Annotated in this window: 12 protein-coding genes; 7 read left to right on the plus strand and 5 right to left on the minus strand. The window is 72.5% G+C overall.

Translation table 11 applies throughout. The annotated features are described in order from the left end of the window. The first annotated feature begins 109 nt into the window (after positions 1-109). Positions 110-1,771 carry a gamma-glutamyltransferase gene (gene ggt / locus IT347_10500; protein MCC6350004.1) on the plus strand — a complete coding sequence of 554 codons (1,662 nt, stop codon included), beginning with the start codon at positions 110-112 and terminating at the stop codon, positions 1,769-1,771. Between the two features lie 54 nt (positions 1,772-1,825). On the opposite strand, the gene rnk is transcribed toward ggt, so the two are convergent. Beyond that, positions 1,826-2,287: a nucleoside diphosphate kinase regulator gene (gene rnk / locus IT347_10505; protein ID MCC6350005.1), complete on the minus strand. Its 462-nt coding sequence runs from the start codon at positions 2,285-2,287 to the stop codon at positions 1,826-1,828. 463 nt (positions 2,288-2,750) lie between these two features. Continuing rightward, the gene (locus IT347_10510; protein MCC6350006.1) at positions 2,751-3,254 is read right to left on the minus strand and encodes a GreA/GreB family elongation factor; all 504 of its coding nucleotides are present in this window, start codon (positions 3,252-3,254) and stop codon (positions 2,751-2,753) included. Between the two features lie 261 nt (positions 3,255-3,515). Between IT347_10510 and IT347_10515 the strand changes: the two genes are divergently transcribed. From IT347_10515 to IT347_10525, 3 genes are all read left to right on the plus strand, one after another. Further along, positions 3,516-4,451, plus strand: coding sequence for a LysR family transcriptional regulator (locus IT347_10515; GenBank protein MCC6350007.1), 936 nt, complete (start codon positions 3,516-3,518; stop codon positions 4,449-4,451). Between the two features lie 150 nt (positions 4,452-4,601). Next, positions 4,602-6,734, plus strand: a complete 2,133-nt coding sequence (locus IT347_10520) for a dehydrogenase E1 component subunit alpha/beta (GenBank protein ID MCC6350008.1) — start codon at positions 4,602-4,604, stop codon at positions 6,732-6,734. A 247-nt stretch (positions 6,735-6,981) separates the two neighbouring features. Beyond that, positions 6,982-10,023 carry a S8 family serine peptidase gene (locus IT347_10525; protein ID MCC6350009.1) on the plus strand — a complete coding sequence of 1,014 codons (3,042 nt, stop codon included), beginning with the start codon at positions 6,982-6,984 and terminating at the stop codon, positions 10,021-10,023. Between the two features lie 151 nt (positions 10,024-10,174). On the opposite strand, the gene IT347_10530 is transcribed toward IT347_10525, so the two are convergent. Both IT347_10530 and IT347_10535 read right to left on the minus strand, forming a co-directional pair. Further along, positions 10,175-10,708 (minus strand): hypothetical protein, encoded by a 534-nt coding sequence (locus IT347_10530; GenBank protein MCC6350010.1) that lies wholly within the window; start codon positions 10,706-10,708, stop codon positions 10,175-10,177. 284 nt (positions 10,709-10,992) lie between these two features. Next, a complete protein-coding gene (locus IT347_10535; GenBank protein ID MCC6350011.1) occupies positions 10,993-13,410 on the minus strand; it encodes a penicillin acylase family protein in 2,418 nt (805 codons plus the stop codon). Between the two features lie 180 nt (positions 13,411-13,590). On the opposite strand from IT347_10535, the gene IT347_10540 reads away from it, so the two are divergent. After that, positions 13,591-14,517, plus strand: a complete 927-nt coding sequence (locus IT347_10540) for an ROK family protein (protein ID MCC6350012.1) — start codon at positions 13,591-13,593, stop codon at positions 14,515-14,517. A gap of 27 nt (positions 14,518-14,544) precedes the next feature. On the opposite strand, the gene miaB is transcribed toward IT347_10540, so the two are convergent. Next, the gene (miaB, locus tag IT347_10545; GenBank protein MCC6350013.1) at positions 14,545-15,879 is read right to left on the minus strand and encodes a tRNA (N6-isopentenyl adenosine(37)-C2)-methylthiotransferase MiaB; all 1,335 of its coding nucleotides are present in this window, start codon (positions 15,877-15,879) and stop codon (positions 14,545-14,547) included. Between the two features lie 125 nt (positions 15,880-16,004). Between miaB and queF the strand changes: the two genes are divergently transcribed. Continuing rightward, the gene (gene queF / locus IT347_10550; protein ID MCC6350014.1) at positions 16,005-16,367 is read left to right on the plus strand and encodes an NADPH-dependent 7-cyano-7-deazaguanine reductase QueF; all 363 of its coding nucleotides are present in this window, start codon (positions 16,005-16,007) and stop codon (positions 16,365-16,367) included. A 43-nt stretch (positions 16,368-16,410) separates the two neighbouring features. Then, on the plus strand, positions 16,411-21,315 hold the full coding sequence (locus IT347_10555; protein MCC6350015.1) for a S8 family serine peptidase: 4,905 nt from the start codon (positions 16,411-16,413) through the stop codon (positions 21,313-21,315). Positions 21,316-21,325 lie beyond the last annotated feature (10 nt).

Raw genomic sequence — 21,325 nt, forward strand, 5'->3', positions numbered from 1 at the left:
GCCCCCGCGCGGTGAGCCGCGCTACCCTGCCCCGCATGTCCCGCACCCACGCCCATCCGGAGGTGAACCCGTGCGTTCCCGACTCCTCGTCCTCGCGGCGGCCGCGCTGATGATGTCCGCCGGTGTGCAGACCACGTTCGCGGCGCGCGGCGCGGCGACCCGCTCTCCCGTCTATGCCCGCCACGGCATGGTCTGCGCGGCCCAGCCGCTCGCCGTGCAGGCCGGGCTGCGCGTGCTCGAGGAGGGCGGCAGCGCCGTGGACGCGGCCATCGCGGTCAACGCCTGCCTCGGCCTCATGGAGCCGACGTCGAACGGCATCGGCGGCGACCTGTTCGCGATCGTCTGGGATCCGAAGGACCAGCGCCTGCACGGGCTGAACGCCTGCGGGCGCTCGCCGCTGGCGCTGACCGCGGCGAAGGTGAAGCCCGAGGCCGACGGCACCATTCCGCTTTACTCGCCCTACTCCTGGAGCGTTCCGGGGACGGTGGACGGCTGGGCGGAACTGCACGCGAAGTACGGCAAGCTGCCGCTCGCGCGCGACTTGGCGCCGGCGATCCGCTACGCCGAGGAAGGGTTCCCGCTCTCGCCGGTCATCGCGTCCGACTGGGCGCGGGGCGCGGCGCGCATGAAGGACATGCCCGGCTTCGCCGAAGTGTTCATGCCCGGAGGTCACGCGCCGCGCGAAGGCGAGATCTTCAAGAACCCGGCGCTCGCGAAATCGCTGCGCCTGATCGCCGAGAAGGGCCGCGACGCCTACTACCGGGGGCCGATCGCCGACGAGCTGGTGCGCTACTCGCAGGCGCAGGGCGGTTTCTTCTCGAAGGAGGACTTCGCGCGGCACACGTCGGAGTGGGTGGATCCGGTCTCGGTCAGCTACCGCGGCTACGACGTCTGGGAACTTCCGCCGCCGGGGCAGGGGATCGCCGCGCTGCAACTGCTGAACATCATGGAGAACTACGACCTGCGCGCCATGGGCCGGAACTCGGCCGACTTCTGGCACCTGTTCACCGAGGCGAAGAAACTCGTGTTCGCCGATCGCGCGCGCTACTACGCCGACCCAGACTTCGCCAGGGTGCCGGTCCGTGAACTGCTGTCGAAGGCCTACGCGAAGGAGCGCGCGAAGCTCATCGATCCGAAGGTCGCGGCGACGAAGGACGTGCCCGGTGACCCGGCGGCGCTCAATCGTCCGGAGACCACCTACTTCTGCACCGCCGACGGCAGCGGAATGATGGTCTCGATGATCCAGAGCAACTACACCGGTTTCGGCTCGGGCTACGTGGTTCCGGCGCTCGGCTTCGGACTGCAGGACCGGGGGAATCTTTTCGACCTGCGGCCCGGCCGCCCCAACTCGCTGGAGCCGGGAAAGCGGCCGTTCCACACCATCATCCCGGCGTTCATGACGAGGAACGGCCAGCCGCTCATGGCCTTCGGCCTGATGGGTGGCGACATGCAGCCGCAGGGCCACGCGCAGGTGATCGTCAACCTCGTGGACTTCGGCATGAACCTGCAGGAGGCCGGCGACGCCATTCGCTTTCATCACACCGGCTCGTCGGAACCGACCGGCACGGTGATGGTGGACGGCGGCGTCCTGCACATCGAGGACGGCCTGCCCGACTCGCTGCTCGCCGAGCTGCGCCGCCGCGGGCACCGGATCGAGCCCGAGCCCGTCGGCGCCTACGGCGGCTACCAGGCCATCTGGCGCGACCCGGCGACCGGTGTGCTGAGCGGTGCGACGGAGAAGCGCAAGGACGGCTGCGCGGCCGGGTACTGACGCGGCGGATCCTCGCGCGGCGCCCGCCGCACGAGGGTCCGCCACAGCCCGGCCCTACTCGCCGGGCTGCCCTGCTTCGTCCACGGACGCCGCAGCGAGTTTGAGCTGTTCCTGCCCCGCCGCCTCGGGCTGAAACAGCACCTGCACGATCCGAAAGCGCCGCGTGCCGGCCGGGACGTTCCATTGGACAACGTCGCCTTCGCGGCCGCCGAAGATGGCGGTGCCGATCGGTGCGAGCACCGACAGCTGGCCCGATTCGAGATCGGCGAAATCGGGATAGACCAGCGTGTAGTCGAGCTCCTCGCCGGAGTCCTCGTCGCGCAGTCGCACGCGGCTCTGCATGGTAACGACGCGGGGGTCCACCTCGGTCGGCTTCACGATGTCGGCCCGGTCCAGTTCCCCCCGCAGGGGTTCGAGCGCACGCCGATCAGCGCCGCGGCGCGCGGCCAGCGTGCCGATCAGGTTGCGCAGCCTCAGGGCGTCGTGCTCCGTGACGGTGATTCGCTTCTCCTTCATGGCTTCGAATCCTCCATTTCGTCGGGTTCGTCAACGGCGGTTCGTGAGAGCGGGCGGCCCGCCCATCGGGCTCGTGGCAGCGCGTGAACATGGACCGTTTTCGGGCCGGCGTGAATCGCGTCGTCCGGGTGCATCCTGCGCGTCTCCACGCCCGGGCGTCCATCGGGTGCATTGCTCGGGAAGCGCGCCGGGGGCGGCCATGGCGGCGATGGCACCGCAACGACGGGAGCCGCGTGTCCCCGGCAAGCGAGCGCCGCGCCGCCAGATCTCGGCCGCGCGGGCCCCGGGACAACGTGGCAGGCCGCCGGGTCAGCCCGGCGGCGGGTGCGGCCTGCCGGGCGAACCCGAGGGTCGTTCGAGCGGGCGGCGCACGAACGGGTGCGCGGCGGGCGATGCGCCCGCCGCGCGCGAGGCGCTGCCCGGCGACGGCGCCGCCGGGCTCAGGGGAATCACGCCTCCCCGCCTATCCGGTGGCCGGATGCGGCCGGCCGGCCAGAGGGAACGGCCGGCGGGCAGGGGACTCCCGGACGTCGGACCGGGTCAGGAAGGTCTTGACGTGATCCTGGCCGGCGGCTTCCGGCTGGTGGAGCACCTTTTCGATTCGGAACCGACGCGTGCCTGCGGGAACATCCCAGGCGACGAGGTCGCCCTCCCGGTAACCGAGGATCGCGGTCCCGATCGGAGCGAGCACCGAGAGCCGTCCCGAGGCGAGGTCCGCGTGCTGCGGATAGACCAGCAGGTACTCAAGCGCCCCGCCCGTGACCTCGTCGCGCAGCCGCACCCGGCTGTGCATCGTCACCACGCGCGGGTCCACGTGCAGCGACGGCACGACGTTCGCCCGGTCGAGTTCGCGGCGAAGCTCCTCGGCCGCGCGCCGGTCGGGCCCGAACCGGGCCAGCACCCCGGCGACCATCGTCCGCAGACGCACGGCGTCGAGATCGGTCACTTCGATGCGGTTGTCGTACATGCTCGCGTCTCCTTGCAGGAGGTCGTCGTCGCCATGCCGGCCCCCCGATCCGTGGGCTGCCGCCGCGGGACGGCGGGTGGGGCGCTCCGTGGGGGTTCTCCCGCGGCGTCCCGCCGGGTTCCTCGCCCGGGCGCTCACCGCGTCCCGCCGTCCCTTGTCCCTGTCGGGGGTGTGGTCCACCGCCGACGCCGGCAGGTTCGACGATTCCCCGTGCCCGCTCCAATAGATAGTTTGAGCGGAAGCAATCGGTTATTTCGATGTATGGTGCCGGTCATGGAGCGACTGAACTACCACCACCTGCTGTACTTCTGGATGACCGCGCGGGAGGGCAGTGTTTCGCGCGCCGCGGCGCGGCTGCGTCTGGCTCAACCGACGCTGAGCGGGCAGATCCGCTCGCTCGAAGGCGCGCTCGGCGAGCGATTGTTCGAGAAGGCGGGGCGCCGCCTGCAGCTCACCGACGCCGGCCGGCTCGTGCTCGGCTACGCCGACGAAATCTTCGAGACGGGCGAGGAGCTGATGGACGCCGTGCGCATGCGGCCGACGCGCCGGCCGGGACGACTGACGTTCGGCCTCTCGGACGTCGTCGCCAAGCCGGTCGCGCACCGCCTGATCCTGCCGCTGCTCGACTCGCCCGACCCGCCGCGGCTGGTGGTGCGCGAGGACAGTCCCGAGAAGCTGCTCGCCGGGCTGGTGGCGGGGGACCTCGACGTGCTGCTGCTCGACGCGCCGCCGGGGCCCGACGCGGGCGTGCGGGTCTTCAGCCGGCTGGTCGGGGAATCGGGCGTCACGCTGCTGGCGGTTCCGCGCCTCGCGGGGCGCTACCGTCGGCGATTTCCAAAGTCGCTCGACGGCGCGCCGTTCCTGATGCCGGGCCGCACGACCGGGCTGCGCCGTTCGCTCGAAGCGTGGTTCGACCGGCACGGCGTCCGTCCGCACGTGGTCGGGGAGTTCGACGACAGCGCGCTCGTCATGGTTTTCGGGCAGGGCGGAAGCGGCATCTTCGCCGTGCCGTCCGTCGTCGAGCGGGACCTGCGGCGCCGGCAGGGATTCGCGCGCGTCGGCAACGTCGAGGGCGTGCGCGAGCAGCTGTTCGCGGTCTCGCTGCAGCGGCGCTTCAACCATCCGGCCATCGAGGCTCTGAGCGAGCGGGCGCGCAGCGAACTCCACGGCCGCCGCCGGCCCCGGAAGCGGGACTGATCCGGCCCGGGCCCGCGCCGCCGGCGTCGCGGACGCGGACCCTGGAGCGGCGCGCGATGGCGCACGATCCGGGTTTGCCCCGGCTCGTGAGCGTCCGTTACATTCGTGTTCCTCCGCGTCGCTCTGGCGTCTTCCAACGGGGACTCCTCCATGGCTTCCGCCAAGACCTCGACCGCCGCCGTCCGCCATGCCGGATTGACGGCCGAAGACCTGATCGGCCTCTACCGGACGATGGTCACCTCGCGCCGCACCGACGACGAGGAGATCCGGCTCAAGAAGTTGAACCTGACCTTCTTCCAGATTTCGGGCGCCGGGCACGAGGCGGTTCTGGCGGCGGCGGGGAAGGCGCTCCGGCCCGGCCACGACTACTTCTATCCCTACTACCGCGACCGCGCGCTCTGCCTGCAGCTCGGCATGACGGTGAAAGAGATGCTGCTCTCGTCGGTCGGGGCCGCCGAGGATCCCAACTCGGGCGGCCGGCAGATGCCGAGCCACTGGGGCCATCGCCGGCTCAACATCGTGTCGCAGTCCAGCCCGACCGGAACGCAGTTCCTGCAGGCCGTCGGCGCGGCCGAGGCGCTGGTGAAGTACCGCGACCTCGAGGCACGGCATCCCGAGTTGAAGGGCGTCGCGCACGGGGACGAGGTCGTCTACGTCTCGACGGGTGACGGCGCGACCAGCCAGGGCGAGTTCTGGGAGGCGCTCAACAGCGCGTGCAACCTGAAGCTCCCGGTCCTGTTCCTCGTCGAGGACAACGGCTATGCGATCTCGGTGCCGGTGGACGTGCAGACCGCGGGCGCCAACATCGCCGAGCTGGTGAAGGGCTTTCCCAACCTGCACTGGGTCGGCGAGGTGGACGGCAACGATCCGGTGGAGTCCTTCCGCGCGCTCACCGAGGCGGTCGCCTACTGCCGGGCCCGCCGGGGTCCGGCGTTCGTGCGCGCGAAGGTGACCCGGCCCTATTCGCACTCGATGTCGGACGACGAGACCAAGTACAAGCCGCAGGCGCAGCGGGACGCCGAGGCCGAGCAGGACTGCCTGCGGACGTTCAGCCGCTGGCTCGTCGAGGAGCGCCTCCAGACGGCGGAGCAGATCGAGAAGCTGCACGCCGAGGTCGCGGCCTCTGTGCGCAGGGCCTCCGAGGAGGCCCAGCTCTCGCCGCAACCCGCGGTGCACACCGCGACCGCGTACGTGTTCTCTCCCAACGTGGACCCGGCTTCGGACCGTTTCGTCGCGAAGGCGGCGCCCGAGCACCCGGACCAGGCCGAGACCATCCTGCAGAGCATCAACTTCACGTTGCGCGACGAGATGCAACGCAACTCGCGCATCGTGGTCTTCGGCGAGGACGTCGCCGACGCTTCACACGAGCACGTCCTGAGCGAGGTCAAGGGCAAGGGCGGCGTGTTCGGCGTCACGCTCGGACTGCAGAAGCAGTTCGGCGGCAAGCGCGTCTACAACTCGCCGCTGGCCGAGGCCAACATCGTCGGCCGCGCCATCGGCATGGCCACGCTCGGCTTCAAGCCGGTCGTCGAGATCCAGTTCTTCGACTACATCTGGCCGGCGATGATGCAGATTCGCGACGAGCTGGGTTACATGCGCTATCGCTCGAACAACGCCTGGAGCTGTCCGGTCGTGATCCGCACCGCGTACGGCGGCTACCTGGGCGGCGGCGCGCCGTACCACAGCCAGTGCGGCGAGAGCATCTTCGCGCACTGCCCGGGGCTGCGCGTCGTGCTGCCGAGCTGCGCGAGCGACGCGGCCGGGCTGCTGCGCACGGCGCTGCGCTGCGAGGATCCGGTGCTGTTCCTCGAGCACAAGCACCTCTACCGCCAGCCCTACGCCAAGGAGCCCTACCCCGGGGCGGAGTACACGGTGCCGTTCGGACGCGCGCGCGTCGTGCGACCGGGCTCCGACGTCACGATCGTGACCTACGGCGCGCTCGTGCAGCGCAGCTATCTCGCCGCGCAGGAGCTGGCCGAGGAAGGGCTGGACGTCGAGGTGCTCGACCTGCGGACGATGCAGCCGCTGGACTTCGCCAGCGTGGCGGCATCCGTCGCCCGCACCGGACGAGTCGTCGTCGCGCACGAGGACACGTTGTTCTGCGGCTTCGGCGCCGAGGTCGCGGCGCGCATCGCCAGCGAGTGCTTCATGGACCTCGACGCTCCCGTGCGGCGGATCGGGGCGCTCGATACGCCGATCGCCTACGCGCCGAAGCTCGAGGAGGAGATCCTTCCCCACAAGAACGACCTCGTGAGGGCCGTTCGGGAGATCGCCGCCTTCTAAGCCGTACGAAATTTCCCATTCGCGGCAGGTAAACGTTTTCAGTTTCGACCGGGCCGCGGCCACGATTCTTAATGTGGTCGCGGCCCGGCGATTTGTCATGACAACGCCTTGACCGCCGTGCTATTCAACGCCCGCGCGGGGCTGGTGCGTCCGGGAACGCACCGACCCCTTCGCATGCAGTTCACTGGCCGGTCTTCAGGAGGTCCACGAAGCGTTCGTTCGTCCCACGGCAGATTGGAGGCGGTACATGATGCGATCCCCCAGTCGTTTCATTGCCCTGATCTCGTTCACCATCCTCTTCGCAACCCCCGGGTTCCCGGCCCGGGCCGCAGCGCCGCCCGCGCGCGTCTATTCCGCGCCGGTCCAGTTCGGCTTTCAGCCCAACGCCCCGCTCGTTCCGGCGCACGTGCCCGGTCGGGTGCTGGTGCAACTGCGCGCCGACGCGCAGGAACAGTCGGTCTCCGCGATGGGCATGCGCTTCGGCCAGCCGGCCCGCGGGGTCACGCTCGGCCTCGCGGAGGTGGACCAGGCCCTGGCGGTGAGCGGCGCCACCGCGCTCTCGCGCGCCTTCATCGAACCCGCGAACGCCGAGATGGCCGAGCACCTGGGCGTCGGCCGCTGGCTGCGCGTGGATCTCGACGGCACGCAGGACGCGGCCGCGGTCGCCGAACGGCTGGCGAAGCTCCCGCAGGTCGAGGCGGTCTCGCTCGACTGGATCGCGTTCCCGGCCGTGGTCCCGGCCGACCCGCTCCACGGCATGCACTGGGGACACAACAACACCGGCCAGCTCCTCAGCTACAACTGGGCCAACAACAACCACGAGACCGGCTCGCCGGTCGGCACACCCGGGTTCGACGCGAACGCCCAGGCCGCGTGGGACGGCACGCAGGGTTACGGCTCCTCGTCGGTGATCATCGCGATCATCGACAGCGGCGTGCAGACCGCGCACCCCGACCTCACGCAGGTCACGGGCTACGACTACGGCGACAACGACGCCAACCCCGACGACAACTCGTCGCAGGCCGGACACGGAACCGCCTGTGCCGGCGTCGCCGCCGGCCGCGCGAACGGTCTCGGCGCCGCGGGCGCCGCTCCCGGCTGCAGCATCATGCCGCTCAAGGTCGCCAACAGCGCCGGCACGATGACGTTCACCTCCATCCAGAACGCCCTCTACTACGCCGCCGACAACGGCGCCAACATCATCAGCATGAGCCTCGGGGCCGCGATCTCGAGCGACCCGGCGACCGACACGGCGATCCAGTACGCCTACAACGCCGGTTGCGTCATCCTGGCCGCGACCGGCAACGAGAACGCCTCGACCATCAGCTACCCGGCCGTCAACGCCAACGTCATCGGCGTGGGCGCCGCCTCGCCGTGCGGCGATCGCAAGCGCTCGAGCAACCTGTCGTCGGAGGTGAACCCCGGCGTCAACACCGACCCGAACGGCTACACCTGCGACGGCGAGCGCTGGTGGGGTTCGAACTACGGCACCAACAGCCAGAACGCCGCCGGCGCCGTGGACGTGATCGCGCCGACGATCCTGCCGACCACCGACCGGCTGGGCGCCGCCGGCTACGACCCCTCGGACTACTCCAAGTGGTTCAACGGCACCTCGTGCGCGACGCCCTACGCGGCCGGCGTGTGCGCGCTCATCAAGTCGAAGAACCCCTCGTGGACGAACGCGCAGATCCGCACGCAGCTCCTGACCACGGCGCAGGACGTGACCAGCGTCGAGTCCGGAGCCGGCTGGGACCGCTATGCCGGCTTCGGCATGGTGGACGCGGCCGCGGCCGTGGGCGGCGGTGGCGGTTCGACCGACGTCGTGACGGTGACCGCGCCCAACGGCGGCGAGTCGCTCACGGCGGGCGCGTCGGTCAACATCACCTGGACGTGGACCGGCAGCTTCCCGACCGTCAACCTCGACTACTCGACGAACGGCGGCTCGACGTGGACGAACATCGCGACCGGAACGCCGAACGACGGCACGCAGGCCTGGACCGTGCCCTCGACCGCGACGACGCAGGGCCGCGTGCGCGTGAGCGGCGGCACCGCCACCGACATGAGCAACGCGAACTTCACGATCAGCGTGCCTTCGGGCGGCGGCTACGCGACGCTTCCGTACACGACGGGCTTCGAAGGCTCGGGCTTCGATTCGTACTGGACGACGGCCGTCACCTCCAACGGCCGCGTGCGCCGGCTCACGACGAACACGCCGCACTCCGGCTCGTACCATGTGGTCATGGACGACGCCGTGAGCGGCGGCTACAGCCAGACCGAGGCGCGCCTCGGCCTGAACCTGTCGGGCCAGACGCAGGTCAACCTGTCGTTCTGGACCAAGGATTTCGGCGACGAGACGCAGGCCCAGGACGGCGTCTACTTCTCGAGCAACGGCGGCACGAGCTGGGTGAAGGTCTACAGCCTGAATCCGGGGAGCTACGCGAACAACACCTGGCGGCAGGTGACGCTCGACCTCGACGCGCTCGCGGCGTCGAACGGGCTCTCGCTCACCTCGACCTTCATGGTCAAGTTCCAGCAGTACGACGACTACCCGATCACCACCGACGGCATGGCGTTCGACGACGTCAGCGTGACGGTGGCGGGCGGGGGCGGGGGCGGGGGCGCGATCAGCGCGGAGTCCGAGCCCAACGACGCCTCGGGCACGGCGGACGGGCCCGTCGGCACGGGCACGGCGGTCTCCGGCAGCATCGCGAGCACGACCGACAACGACTACTACTACTTCGACGTTTCGACCGCGGGCACCGTGAACGTCTCGCTCGCGATCGGGACTTCGGCCGACCTCGACTGGTACCTGTACAACTCGGCCCTCACACAGGTCGCCCGTGGCTACACGACCGCCAACCCCGAGGCCGGAAGCTACAGCGCCGCGACCGGACGCTATTACCTGCGGGTGAACGGCTACTCGGGAGCGACCAGCAGCTACACGCTGACCGTGACGGGTGGGCTGGCGAACTCGATCGAACGGGCGGACGAAACGCCCGTGCTGCACCCGATCGCCACGGAGCTGCTGCAGAACGCCCCGAACCCGTTCCGCGGCTCGACGGCGATGCTGTTCGCGCTCGCCGAACGCGGCCGCGTGAGGCTCGAGGTCTACGACGCGAGCGGGCGGCTCGTCGCCACCCCGGCCGACGGCGAGTTCGACGCCGGCCTGCACTCGGTGGCCTGGAAGGGGCGTGACGCGCAGGGGCGCGCCGTGCCGAACGGCGTCTACTTCTCGCGCTTCTCGGCCAACGGCGTGCACCAGACGCGCAAGCTGATCCTGTTGCAGTAGCCTTCACGTCCCGCGGAAACCGGACGGCCCGCCCCTGGCCAGTGGGCGGGCCGTCCGCTTTTTCAGGCGACGACCGGCGTCTGCCTTCGAGGCGGGAGGAGGAAGAAGGGCCGGGCGACCCCGGGGGAAAACTGGTCGACCGCGCTCGGCCTCAGGCCTCGCGCGCCGCACGATGGCGGCCGGCCCTGCTCGCAGGCCCCGGGGACGCGGGGCCGGTTTCGGACAACAGAAGCGTGAGCACATGCGGCGTCCGTCCGGCACGCGGCCGGCGGGCGCGAATGCGGTACACCATCTGCAGCAGCGCCTCCTGCAGGGCCTCGCGCTCGGCGGACGTCAGCCACAGGCACGAGCGCTGGTAGCGCGGAGTCGGTCCCTCGCCGGCCACGGCCCGGCGCAGCGCCCGCCGGTAGTCGCGCAGCCCGGAGCGCGCGACCACGCCCGCCACCCGTTCGGCGTGCGGGACGTGCCGGGCGGCGAGGTTCCGCGTGGCGACCCGCACCGACTTGACGCGCAACCGCCAGACCGCGGCCGGACGGCCGCCCGTGGAGCGGCCCCGCTCGGGTTGCGCCAGCCCGGCGCGCTGCAGGGTGCGCAGGTGGTGGTAAAGGGAATCGGGGCGCTTGCCTAATCGCCTGGCGAGATCCGCGACCGAAATCGTCGGCGTGCTCTCGAGGATGACCACCATGTCCAGACGAGTGGGGGATGCAAGCGCCCCCAGTACGGTCGGGCTGGGCGTGATTGCCTTTGCCGCCATGGGCAGAGTCTTCCACTTATTGAACTCCGAGGCAAGGATTCAATAACTCGGAAGCCCGCGGCGGCCCCGCGGATCGGGACCGGTCTCCGGCCGCGGCGTTCCAACCGCGCCATGGCCGGCGGATCTTCGGAACGTTTCGGGCCCGCGGCCGGTCGAGGGTCGGGGCGGCAGGCGGCCGCGGTCGCCCGCCGGTCCCCGGAGGGTGGATTCGCGAGTCAGCGCGTGGCGATCTTCGCGCCCAGCGTGACGCGGTCAATCACGCGCGCCTCGATGCGGCCCCAATCGCGCAGCAGCGGGATGTAACGGTGTTCCGCCCATCGCGGACGCTGGTCGATCCGGAAGGCGTCGCTGTTCCAGGGCGGAACCACGGCGAGCGAGGACTCGGCGATCGCGAGATCCACGACGTGGCGGAAGCCGGGCCCGTGCGTCACCCGGAAGTCCCAGGGCGCGCGCGTCCCGCCCACCGCGATGGTGCCGCCGTCGCCGTCCTCCTCGATCGGCTCGGGCGACCACTCGCGACCGGCGCGTGTCCCCAGCGCGTGCGCGAAGTACGCCCGGTGCGCGCGGCCCCACGTCCAGGTGAACAGATCGGGCCCGAGCCTCGCCTGCAGCGTGTCCAGCGCGCTCGTGAGCGCGGCGATGGCCACGGACGACGGGCGGCGGGCAGTCCCGCCGCCGCCGGCCAGCACCTCCGGGGCTTCGCCACGCAGCGCCGCCAGCGTCAGCCCGGGCAGGCCCTCGGTGCCGGTGCTGCGGGCGAACACGTTCCACCACGAACGATTGAGCGTCGGGGCCACCCGGTCGCGCTGGGAAAGCAGGTTCCAGGCCCGCATCAGCGCCACGGCCTCGCGCGCCCGGCTGCCGAGCGAATCGGCGAGCGAATCGGCGGCGGCGAGCAGCACCGGGTTCGAACGGGCGCCGGCGCGGGAGAAGACGTCGTTCTGGATCGCCGCGGCGCCTTCGAGCGTGAGCGCCTTCGACTCGCCGATCAGCTCCGACATGCGCGCGGCGCGGTCCTGGATCCAGTCGAATCGGTCCCAGCCGGGAAGGTCGCGCGGCCGGTTGTTGCCGTTGACGACCCAGCCGTCTCGCGGCACGCGCCAGGCGGGCATCGAGTCGGCCGGCAGGAACCCGGCCCATTCGTGGCGTCCGTCGGAGGGCAGCGGGCCGTAGGCGAACGGAAACGGGCGCAGCGGCATGAGCCCGGCCGCCTGATAGACGACGTGGCCCTCGTCGTCCGCGGCGACGCAGTTGAACGCGGGCGTCACGAGGCTGCGAAAGCGCCGCGCGATTTCGTGGGCCGATCGCGAACGCTCGAGGCCGACCATGTCGCGAACGGTGATGCGCGCGTCCTCCATCGCGCTCCAGCGCGCAGAGAGCGCGATGCCGCTCCCACGGTCCCAGCCCACGACCGGACCGTGCGGCGTCCAGCGCCGCTCGCGCACGAAGGCGGGAACGGGCAGGGGGATGCCGAAGCGGTGGATTCGAAGGTCGTAGGGCGCGGTCCGGACCGGCGCCCAACCACCCTGCCAGCGGACGCGGCGGCCGTCGGCCGACAGCGTGTCGGCGTACAGGTCGATGACGTCCGCGCCGAGCGAGGTGACGCCCCAGGCGCACGTCTCGTTCCGGCCCGAGACGATGCACGGAAGTCCCACGGCGGCCGCGCCGCTCGCGTCGAGGACTCCGGGGACGTACAGGTGCACGACATGGAACGGCCCCGGCGTGGTCAGCCGCAGGTGCGGGTCGTTCGCGAGGATCGGCATGCCGCCCGCGGTGCGTCGCGGCCCGACGGCGAAGGCGTTGCTGGCGCGGTCGGAGCCATCCGCGGAACGGGCGGGAAACGCGCGCGCGGCGCCGGCGGCCGCCGCCAGCAGCGACGCGGGCAGCGGCGCGGTGCGGACGGCGGCGGCCTTCGCCGGCGCCGGTGAAGCGCGGCGAAGCGAAGGCACGGCGTCGCCGGCCGAGTCCGGAATCGTGTCGAAGATCCACTGGCTTTCGAATCGCCGCCGGTGCTCGATCCAGCCCGGACCGTGCTCGCGGATGAGCGCGGCCTCGCCCAGCTCGGGCAGCGCCAGATCGAGCGTCACGCCGTAGCCGAGCAGCAGCGCGTAGGTGTCCTCGGGCCTCCAGGGTTCGGGCCGGAGTCCGAGCGCCGCGAACTCCCCGCGCGGCGTGGCCGCCTCGCCGCGGCTGCCGAGCCAGGCGTTGATGCCGTCGGTGTAGCGCTGGACGAGCTCGCGAAGCGCGGGGTCCTGGCGGTCGCGCTGCCAGATCGCCGCGGCACGCTCGCGCAGCCGGAAGAGCTGCGCGCCCGCGTCGGCCGCGAGGGCCTCGTCGCCGAGAAAGCGGTGCGAGAGCCCCTGCGCCTGCGCGCGCGTCAGGACGAGCTGCCAGCTGCGGTCGCGCGCGGTGACCCAGCCCCACGCGAAGTAGAGGTCGGGCAGATTCGCCGCGCGGACGTGCGGCACGCCGTAGACGTCCGTCTCGATCGTGACGGTGGCGGCCGGCGGCGGCGCGGACGGCCAGCGGGCGCGCGGCGCGCACGTACACGCGCACAGCAGCGCGGCGGGCAGCAGGAGAGCAAGGGTGCTGGCGGCGTGCGGAACCGGCTCGGGGGAAAGTCGGGGTCGCATGGACGGCGACGATACGCAGCCCGGGTCGCGCGCGTCCATGCCCGAATGCATCCGCTGGGGCGGGAGCCGGACCGCGATCGCCCCTCGGGCGCCCACGGTCCGCCTTTCGGCCGGCCGGACCCGATTCGGCCGCGGCGGGCGGGCGGCCGCGCCGCGACGCCCGTGCTAGCGTGGCGCGCCATGAACGCCGCGAAGCACGCCGCCACGCACGCGGTCGCCCTCGATCTGGGCGGCACGGACCTCAAGTTCGCTCGCATCTCCCGCGACGGCTCGGTGCTGGAGGCGGGGCGGACACCCTCTCGGGCCATGGCGGGCGCCGACGCGCTGCTCGGCGTGCTGTCCGCCGCCGCGCGGCGCTTCGCCGCCGGGGCGTGCGGGGTCGGGCTCGGCTGCCCGGGCGTCCTCGATCCGCTGACGGGCGCGCTCGTGGACGAGACACCGCACCTTTCGCTGCCGCGCGACTTCCCGCTCGCGGAGCGTCTCGCGCGCGAGTCGGGCCTCGCGGTCCATGCCGACAACGACGCCAACCTCGCGGCGCTGGGCGAATCGCTCGCCGGCGCGGCGAAGGGCGCGCGCGTCTCGGTCACGATCACGGTCGGCACCGGCGTCGGATGCGGCATCGTCGCCGAAGGCCGCGTGCTGCGCGGTGCGTGGGGAGGCGCGGGCGAGATCTCGCACGCGGCGCTCGGCGGCACGGGGCCGGCGTGCGCGTGCGGCGTCCCGGGCTGCCTCGAGCCGCTCTCGGGGGGCGAGGGGCTCGTGCTGCGCGCGCGCGAAGCCGGGCTCGCGGCCGCGGGCGCCCGCGACGTCTTCGATGCGGCGGCGAAGGGTGACTCGCGCGCCGCCGCGCTCGTCGAGGCCATGACCGGGGCGCTCGGCCGCCAGATCGCGCTCGTCGTGCAGGTCGTGAACCCCGACGTCGTCGTGATCGGCGGAGGCGTCGCGAACGCGGGTGAGGCGTGGCTCGAAGCGGTCCGTGCGGCGGTGCGCCGCTGCGCCCAGCCCTCGCACCTGCGCGGGCTGCGCATCGTGCCCGCACTGCTCGGCAATCGCGCGGGCGTCGTCGGCGCGGGGCTCTTCGCCTGGCGGCGTCTGGAGGGTCGCTGACGGCGCAGGGCCTTCGCGCCGTGCGGATCAGCCGCCGATCGTCACCAGCGGCTCGCTCCTCGGAGCGTCGGCCGACTCGCCGATCAGCGTGACCGGGGTCGCGCCGACGACGCGGACGCGGCGCAGCGTTCCGGGGGGGGAGCCGTCGTCACCGAAAACCACGGTGCGGAAGGTGCGGCTCTTGCCGAAGAGCTGCCCGCCGTCCCGCCGGCCCCTGCCCTCGACCAGCACTTCCTCGATCCGGCCGATCCGGCCGTCGTGGATCTCGCCCGAGATGCCGTGCTGCAGCTCGATCAGCTCGGCGAGCCGCCTGCCCTTTTCCGCCTCGCTCACGGTCTCGGGCCAGCGGTGCGCCTTGGTGTCGGGGCGCGCCGAGTACTTGAACAGGAAGGCGCCGTCCCAGCGGACCTCGCGCATGTATTCGAGCGTCGCGCGATGGTCGGCTTCGTCCTCGCCAGGGAAGCCCGCGATCAGGTCGGTGGTGAGCGCGATCTCCGGCACCGCCGCCCGCAGCTTCGCGACCACCCCGCGGTAGCGCTCGAGCGTGTAGGTGCGGTTCATCGCGGCCAGCACGCGGTCCGACGCCGACTGCAGCGGCAGGTGGACGTGCGGCATGACCCTTTCGCACTCCGCCATCGCCGCGATCAGGCGGTCGCTCACGTCCGCCGGGTGCGGCGAGGTGTAACGGATGCGCAGCACGCCCTCGATGTCGTTCGCGGCGCGCAGCAGGTCCGCGAAGTCGTGGCCGTCGTGCTTCCACGAGTTGACCGTCTGGCCGAGGAACACGATCTCGCGGCAGCCGGCGGCGGCGGCCCGCTCCACCTGCCGCACGAGGTCCGCCAGCGGCAGGCTGCGCTCGCGGCCGCGCGTGTACGGCACGACGCAGTACGAGCAGAACTTGTCGCAACCGCGCTGCACGGTCACCCAGGCCCGCACCGAGTCGCCGCGTCTCGGCTCGAGGTCACCGTAGGTTTCGTCGCGGTCGAGCCGGACTTCGGCGACCGGGCCGTGGGCGGCGCGCCGCAGCAGCTCCGGCAGGTCGCGGTAGCCGTCGGGTCCGACGACCAGGTCGAGGACGCGCTTCTTCTCGAGCAGCCGCGCGCGCAGGTGCTGGGCCATGCAGCCTGCGACGCCCACCACCAGCTCCGGATTGCGCTGCTTGAGGTGCGCGAACTCGCCGAGCCGGCCCAGCACGCGCTGTTCGGCGTGCTCGCGGATGGCGCAGGTGTTGAGGATGACCGCGTCGGCCTCCTCGGGCCGCTCGACGAGCGACATGCCGGCGCGTTCGAGCACGCCGATCATGAGCTCGCTGTCCGCCACGTTCATCTGGCAGCCGTAGGTTTCGAGAAAGACGCGTTTCATGCGGGCGAGAACGCTACCACGCTCCTCGGCGCGGCGGCCAGCGGACCGGGGCGGGGCGGGCTTGACCCGGCCCCGCGCGCTCGCCGAGACTTCGTCACCCGCACGCGTGAACCGAGGAGAAACCCATGCCGTCCAGGCCGTCGCGCAAGCTCGAGACCTTCCCGAATCCGCAGCCGAAGCGCGACTACTGGATCCGTCACGAGTGCCCCGAGTACACGGCCGTCTGCCCGGTCACGGGGCAGCCCGATTTCGGCACCATCATCGTGCTCTACGTGCCCGACCGCACCTGCGTCGAGCTCAAGTCGCTCAAGCTGTACCTGTGGTCCTTCCGCGACGAGGGGCATTTTTTCGAGGACGTGACCAACCGGATTCTCGACGACCTGGTGCGCGCGACGAAGCCGCGCCGCATGACGGTGGTCGGGCGCTTCAACGTCCGGGGAGGAATCTCCACGCAGGTGGTGGCGCGCTACGAGGCCCGCCGCCGCTGAAGGCTCGCCGCGGCCGGTCCACCGCTTTCCGCAAGGACGGCGCATGAAACACCTCTCGACTCTCGCAACGGCCGCCGCGTTGCTGATCGCGTGCTCCGGCCCCGCGGCCGGCGCCCGCTCGGTGGAGCCGCCGGCGGAGCGGCTGCCGGTGGTCGAGCCCCTGCCCGCGGGCGCGCCGAACGGGCCGCGCTGGGCGAGCGACGGCGTGCTCGTGCGCTTCCGGGCGGGCCTGCGCCCCGCGGCGCGCGCCGCGGCGCTCGCCGTCGCGAACGCGAGCGTGGCCGAGGAGTACCCGCGCTCCGGCGTCACGCGGCTGCACCTCGCGGGTACGAGCGTCGAGCAGGCGGTCGCTGCGCTGTCGGCGGATCCGCGGATCGCGTGGGCCGAACCCGACTGGGTGCTGTGGGCCGACCGCGTGCCCGACGACACGCGCTATCCCGACCAGTGGTCGCTCGCCAACCGCGGCCAGGGCGGCGGCATCCCCGGCGCCGACATTCGCGCCGAATTCGCGTGGGATTTCACGACGGGCGACTCGAGCGTGGTGGTCGGCGTGATCGACACCGGGGTGGATCTCGCCCACCCGGACCTCGCCGGGAACCTTTGGACCAATCCCGGCGAGATCCCCGGAAACGGCGTGGATGACGAGGGCGACGGCTACGTGGACGACGTGCACGGCTGGGACTTCGCGAACCAGGACGCCGATCCGCAGGACGACAACGGCCACGGCACGCACGTCGCCGGCACCATCGCGGCCGTCGGCGACAACGCGCTCGGCATCGCGGGCGTGTGCTGGCGCACGAAAGTCATGGCGCTCAAGTTCCTGTCGGCCGGCGGCAGCGGGCTCACCTCGAACGCGGTCGCCGCGCTCGAGTACGCGATGGCGCACGGCGTGCGCATCACCAACAACTCGTGGGGCGGCGGGCCCCGCTCGCAGGCTCTGGCCGACGCGCTCGCCGCCGCCGGCGCGGGCGGAATGCTGATCGTGGTCGCGGCGGGCAACTCGGCGGTGGACGTGGACGCGACGGCGGTCTATCCGCCCTCCTACGACGTTCCGGAGATGATCACGGTCGCGGCCACCGACAAGAACGACTCGCTGGCCGGCTTCTCGAACTGGGGCGCGACGACCGTGGACCTGGCGGCGCCGGGCGACCGCATCCTCTCGCTGTGGCCGGCCCGGCGGCTCGCGATTCTCTCGGGCACTTCGATGGCGGCGCCGCACGTCTCGGGCGCCGCCGCGCTGCTGCTGGCGCGCGAGCCGGGGCTCCCGGCCGCCGCGATGAAGGCGCGCCTCATGCGGGGCGCCGTGCCGCTCGCTTCGCTGGCCGGGCGCTGCGTCAGCGGCGCGCGTCTCGACCTGCTGCGCGCCGTCGCCGATCCGGACACGGTCGCGCCCGGCGCCCCCGAGCAGCTGCGGGTGACGGGGGCCGGCTCGGACTGGCTGGACCTCGCGTGGACGGCGACGGGTGACGACGGCGACGGCGGCACGGCCTATCGTTACGACCTGCGAACGGCGGCGCGGCCCTTCGGCCCCGCGGGCTTCGACTCGGCGCTTCGCGTGTTCGTGGGTGCGCCGCGGGCGGCGGGCAGCCCCGAATCCGTGCGGCTCCACGGCCTCGCGCCACTCACCACCTACTGGCTGGCGGTGCGGGCCGAGGACGAGTTCGGAAACGCCGGCCCGCTTTCGGAGGTGGTGAGCGGCACGACGCTCGAACCGCCGCGCCTCGCGCTCGCCGCTCCGCCGCTCACGGCGGCGCTGCGCACGGGCGAGCGGCTCGATCGGGACCTGATCCTCACGAACGCCTCGCAGGGCACGCTCGATTGGCGCGTGCGACAGCCCGCGCTCGGGCCGATGACGGGAGCGCCCCCGTCGGCAGGAGGCGTCGCGGACGCCGCGGGGCCGGTGACGCCGGCCGCCAAGGGAGCGCGAAGCCTGCCGCGCCCGGCCCGGACGGACTCCGCCGGCGGTCCCGACGCGTTCGGCTACCGATGGCTCGACTCGCGTGAGCCCGGAGGACCCGGCTTCGCGTGGCTGGACATCGCCCGGCCCGCGAATCAGCTCGACCTGACCGGGGACGACGCGGTGCGCGACGGGATTCCGATCGGTTTCGCATTCCCGTTCTACGGCGACACCTTCACGACCGTGAGCGTGTGCACCAACGGCTTCCTGTCGTTCGAGCCGGCCGAGGCGGCGTACGCGAACACCGGCCTGCCCTCGGTGCTCGCGCCCGGGCGGCTGGTGGCGCCGCTGTGGGACGACCTGAGTTTCGGCTTCGGCGCGCGCCGGACGTACGCGTGGTCCGACGGAGCGCGCTTCGTGGTCTCGTGGGTCGCGGCGCCGCGCTACGCCGACCCGCTCACGAGCCTGACGTTCCAGGTGATTCTCGAGCCGGGCGGGGAGATCCGCTGCCAGTACCTCCGGCTCACCGGCGACGTCACCTCGTGCACGGTCGGCATCCAGGACGCCTCGCGTTCGACCGGCCTGCAGGTGGCGGCCAACCAGCCGTACCTGCGCGACAGCCTCGCGCTGCGCATCGTGCCGCTGCCCCGCTGGGTCGCCGCCGGGCCCGACTCGGGGACGCTCGGGCCCGGAGGCAGCACGGTGGTGCGGGTGAGTTTCGACGCGACGCGCCTCGGCGACGCGGCGCTGCTCTCGGCGCTGCACGTGCTCACGAACGATCCCCTCGCTCCCGACACGCTGCTGCCGGTGTCGCTGCAGGTGACGGGCGTGCCGCTGGCCCGCCTGCACACGTCCGCGCTCGATTTCGGCGCGGTCCAGGCCGGGCGCGAGGACACGCTCGCGCTGCTGCTCGAAAACGCCGGCGGCGTGCCGCTGCCGCTCGCGGCCTTCGAGGCCCCGGCGCCGTTCGCCGCGCTGGCGACGCCGCACTCGCTCGAGCCGGGAGCCTACGAGGCGCTGCCGGTGCGCTTCGCGCCGCCGGCGCCGGGCGCGAGCGCCGGCATTCTGGTGCTGACCACCGGCGATCCGCAGCGGCCGCGCATCGAAGTTCCGCTCGCAGGGCTCGCGATCCCGCCACCGGCCATCGCGGTGCCGGCCGATGAGCTCCGGTTCCTCGCGGCGAACGACGCGGGCGCCCTCGCGCGTGAACGTCGGGCCGCGGTGCTGGTGCGGAACACCGGGCTTTCGCCGCTTCACTGGAGCGCCACCGCCTCGCAGGCGGCCGCTCCGCCACCGGCGTCGCGCGCCGTCCGTGGTCCGGCGATCAAGGGCGCGGCGGAGCCGGCGGGCGCGCTCGGCGGCGGCGGCCCTGACGCGGCCGGCTACCGGTGGAGCGACAGCGACTCACCCGGGGGATTGCCCTTCGAGTGGGAGGAGATCTCCGAGTCCGGCTCGCGGCTGTTCGGCGGAGCCGACGATTCGACGCGCACCGGTGTGCCGCTGCCGTTCGCGTTCCCGTTCTACGGCGACACCTTCACGACCGTCAACGTGTGCACCAACGGCTGGCTGTCGTTCACCGGCGAGGGCACCGCGTTCCTGAACGGCGACCTGCCCGACACCTCGGCGGCGACCCCGCGCGCTCTCATCGCGCCCTGGTGGGACGACCTGGACCTGCGCCCGGTCGGCGGCCTGCCGGCCGCGTTCGCCTGGTACGACGGCGAAAAATTCGTGATCGAGTGGCGCGACGTCGCGCACTTCGCGATCGGCGGGCCCTACACGTTCGAGGTGATGCTGTGGCCCGACGGGGCGATGGATCTGCAGTACCTGTCGATGTCCGGCGCGACCGACCAGGCGACCATCGGTCTCCAGGACGGCACGGGTGCGGCGGGACTGCGCATCGCCTGGAACACGCCGTACGTCCACGACCGGCTGCGGGTGAGGATCGCCCGCCGGGCGCCGTGGCTGGCGCTCGAGCGCGCCACCGGGGTGACGGTCCCGGGTGGGACCGACACGCTGTGGGTGCTGGCCCGCGCCGAGGGATGGCAGAACGGGGAACTGGCCGGGCAGGTGCGCATCGCCAGCGACGATCCGGGCACGCCGCTGGCCATCCTGCCGGTCTCGCTGCACATCGGCGCCGTGCGCGCGGCGGCCACGATGACGCCGGCTCGGCTGGGTCCCGTCTCGCTCGCGCCCCGGGTGAGGCTCGAGGTGGCGCTGCCCGCCGGACACTCCGGGCTGCTCGCGCCGACCGTGACGCTGGCGGGCGTCCCGGCGCGCACGGACAGCGGGGGCGGGCCGCCGGCAGGGACCGGGGTGGCGTGGTTCGACGCCATCGCGCTGCGCGCGGCCCTTCCCGCGGGCGGCGATTCGGTCGCGCTGCCCTTCGCGGGAGAGACCCGCGAAGGCTGGGTCGTGGATACGGTTCATGCCGCGGTCGAGCGCGCGACCCTCGCGGCGACCGGGCTCGCTCCCTTCGGGACTCCGGCCGCGGTCGAACCGGTGCGGACCGGAACGCCCGTCCTTCTCGAGTGGCAGGCCCCGGAAGCGGCCGAGCGCGTGGACGTCCTGCACTCGGCCGACGGCGGCCGCGCCTGGAAGCGTCTGGCCAGCGTACGTGAGCCTTCGTGGACGCTGGTGCCGGCCGAGTCTTCGCAGGCGAACCTGATCGAGCTCGTGGCGATGCGGGCCGACACGGCGATCGCGTCCTGGCTGTCGGCGCCCTTCGCCGTGACCGGCCCGGAGGCCCCGCGCCTGCTGCCGGCCCTGCCTCCCCGGGCCTTCGCGCTGCGCCTGCTCGGGTCGCGGCCCGGCCGGCTGCCGGCGCGCCTGCTGCTTTCGCTTCCGGAGACGGGGCAGGCGCGCGTGACCGTGCACGACCTGCGCGGCGCCCGCGTGCGCACGCTGGTCAGCGGCCGGCTCGAGGCGGGCGAGCACCTGCTCGAATGGGATGGCCGCGCGGGCGGGGCCGGAGCCGTTCCGCCGGGCGTCTACTTCCTGCGCGCCGAGGCCGGCGGGCACGGGATCACGGCGCGGGTCGTGCTGCTGCGATAGCGCCTTGACG

This window comes from Candidatus Eisenbacteria bacterium, assembly GCA_020847735.1.
Lineage (GTDB): Bacteria > Eisenbacteria > RBG-16-71-46 > RBG-16-71-46 > RBG-16-71-46 > CAIXRL01.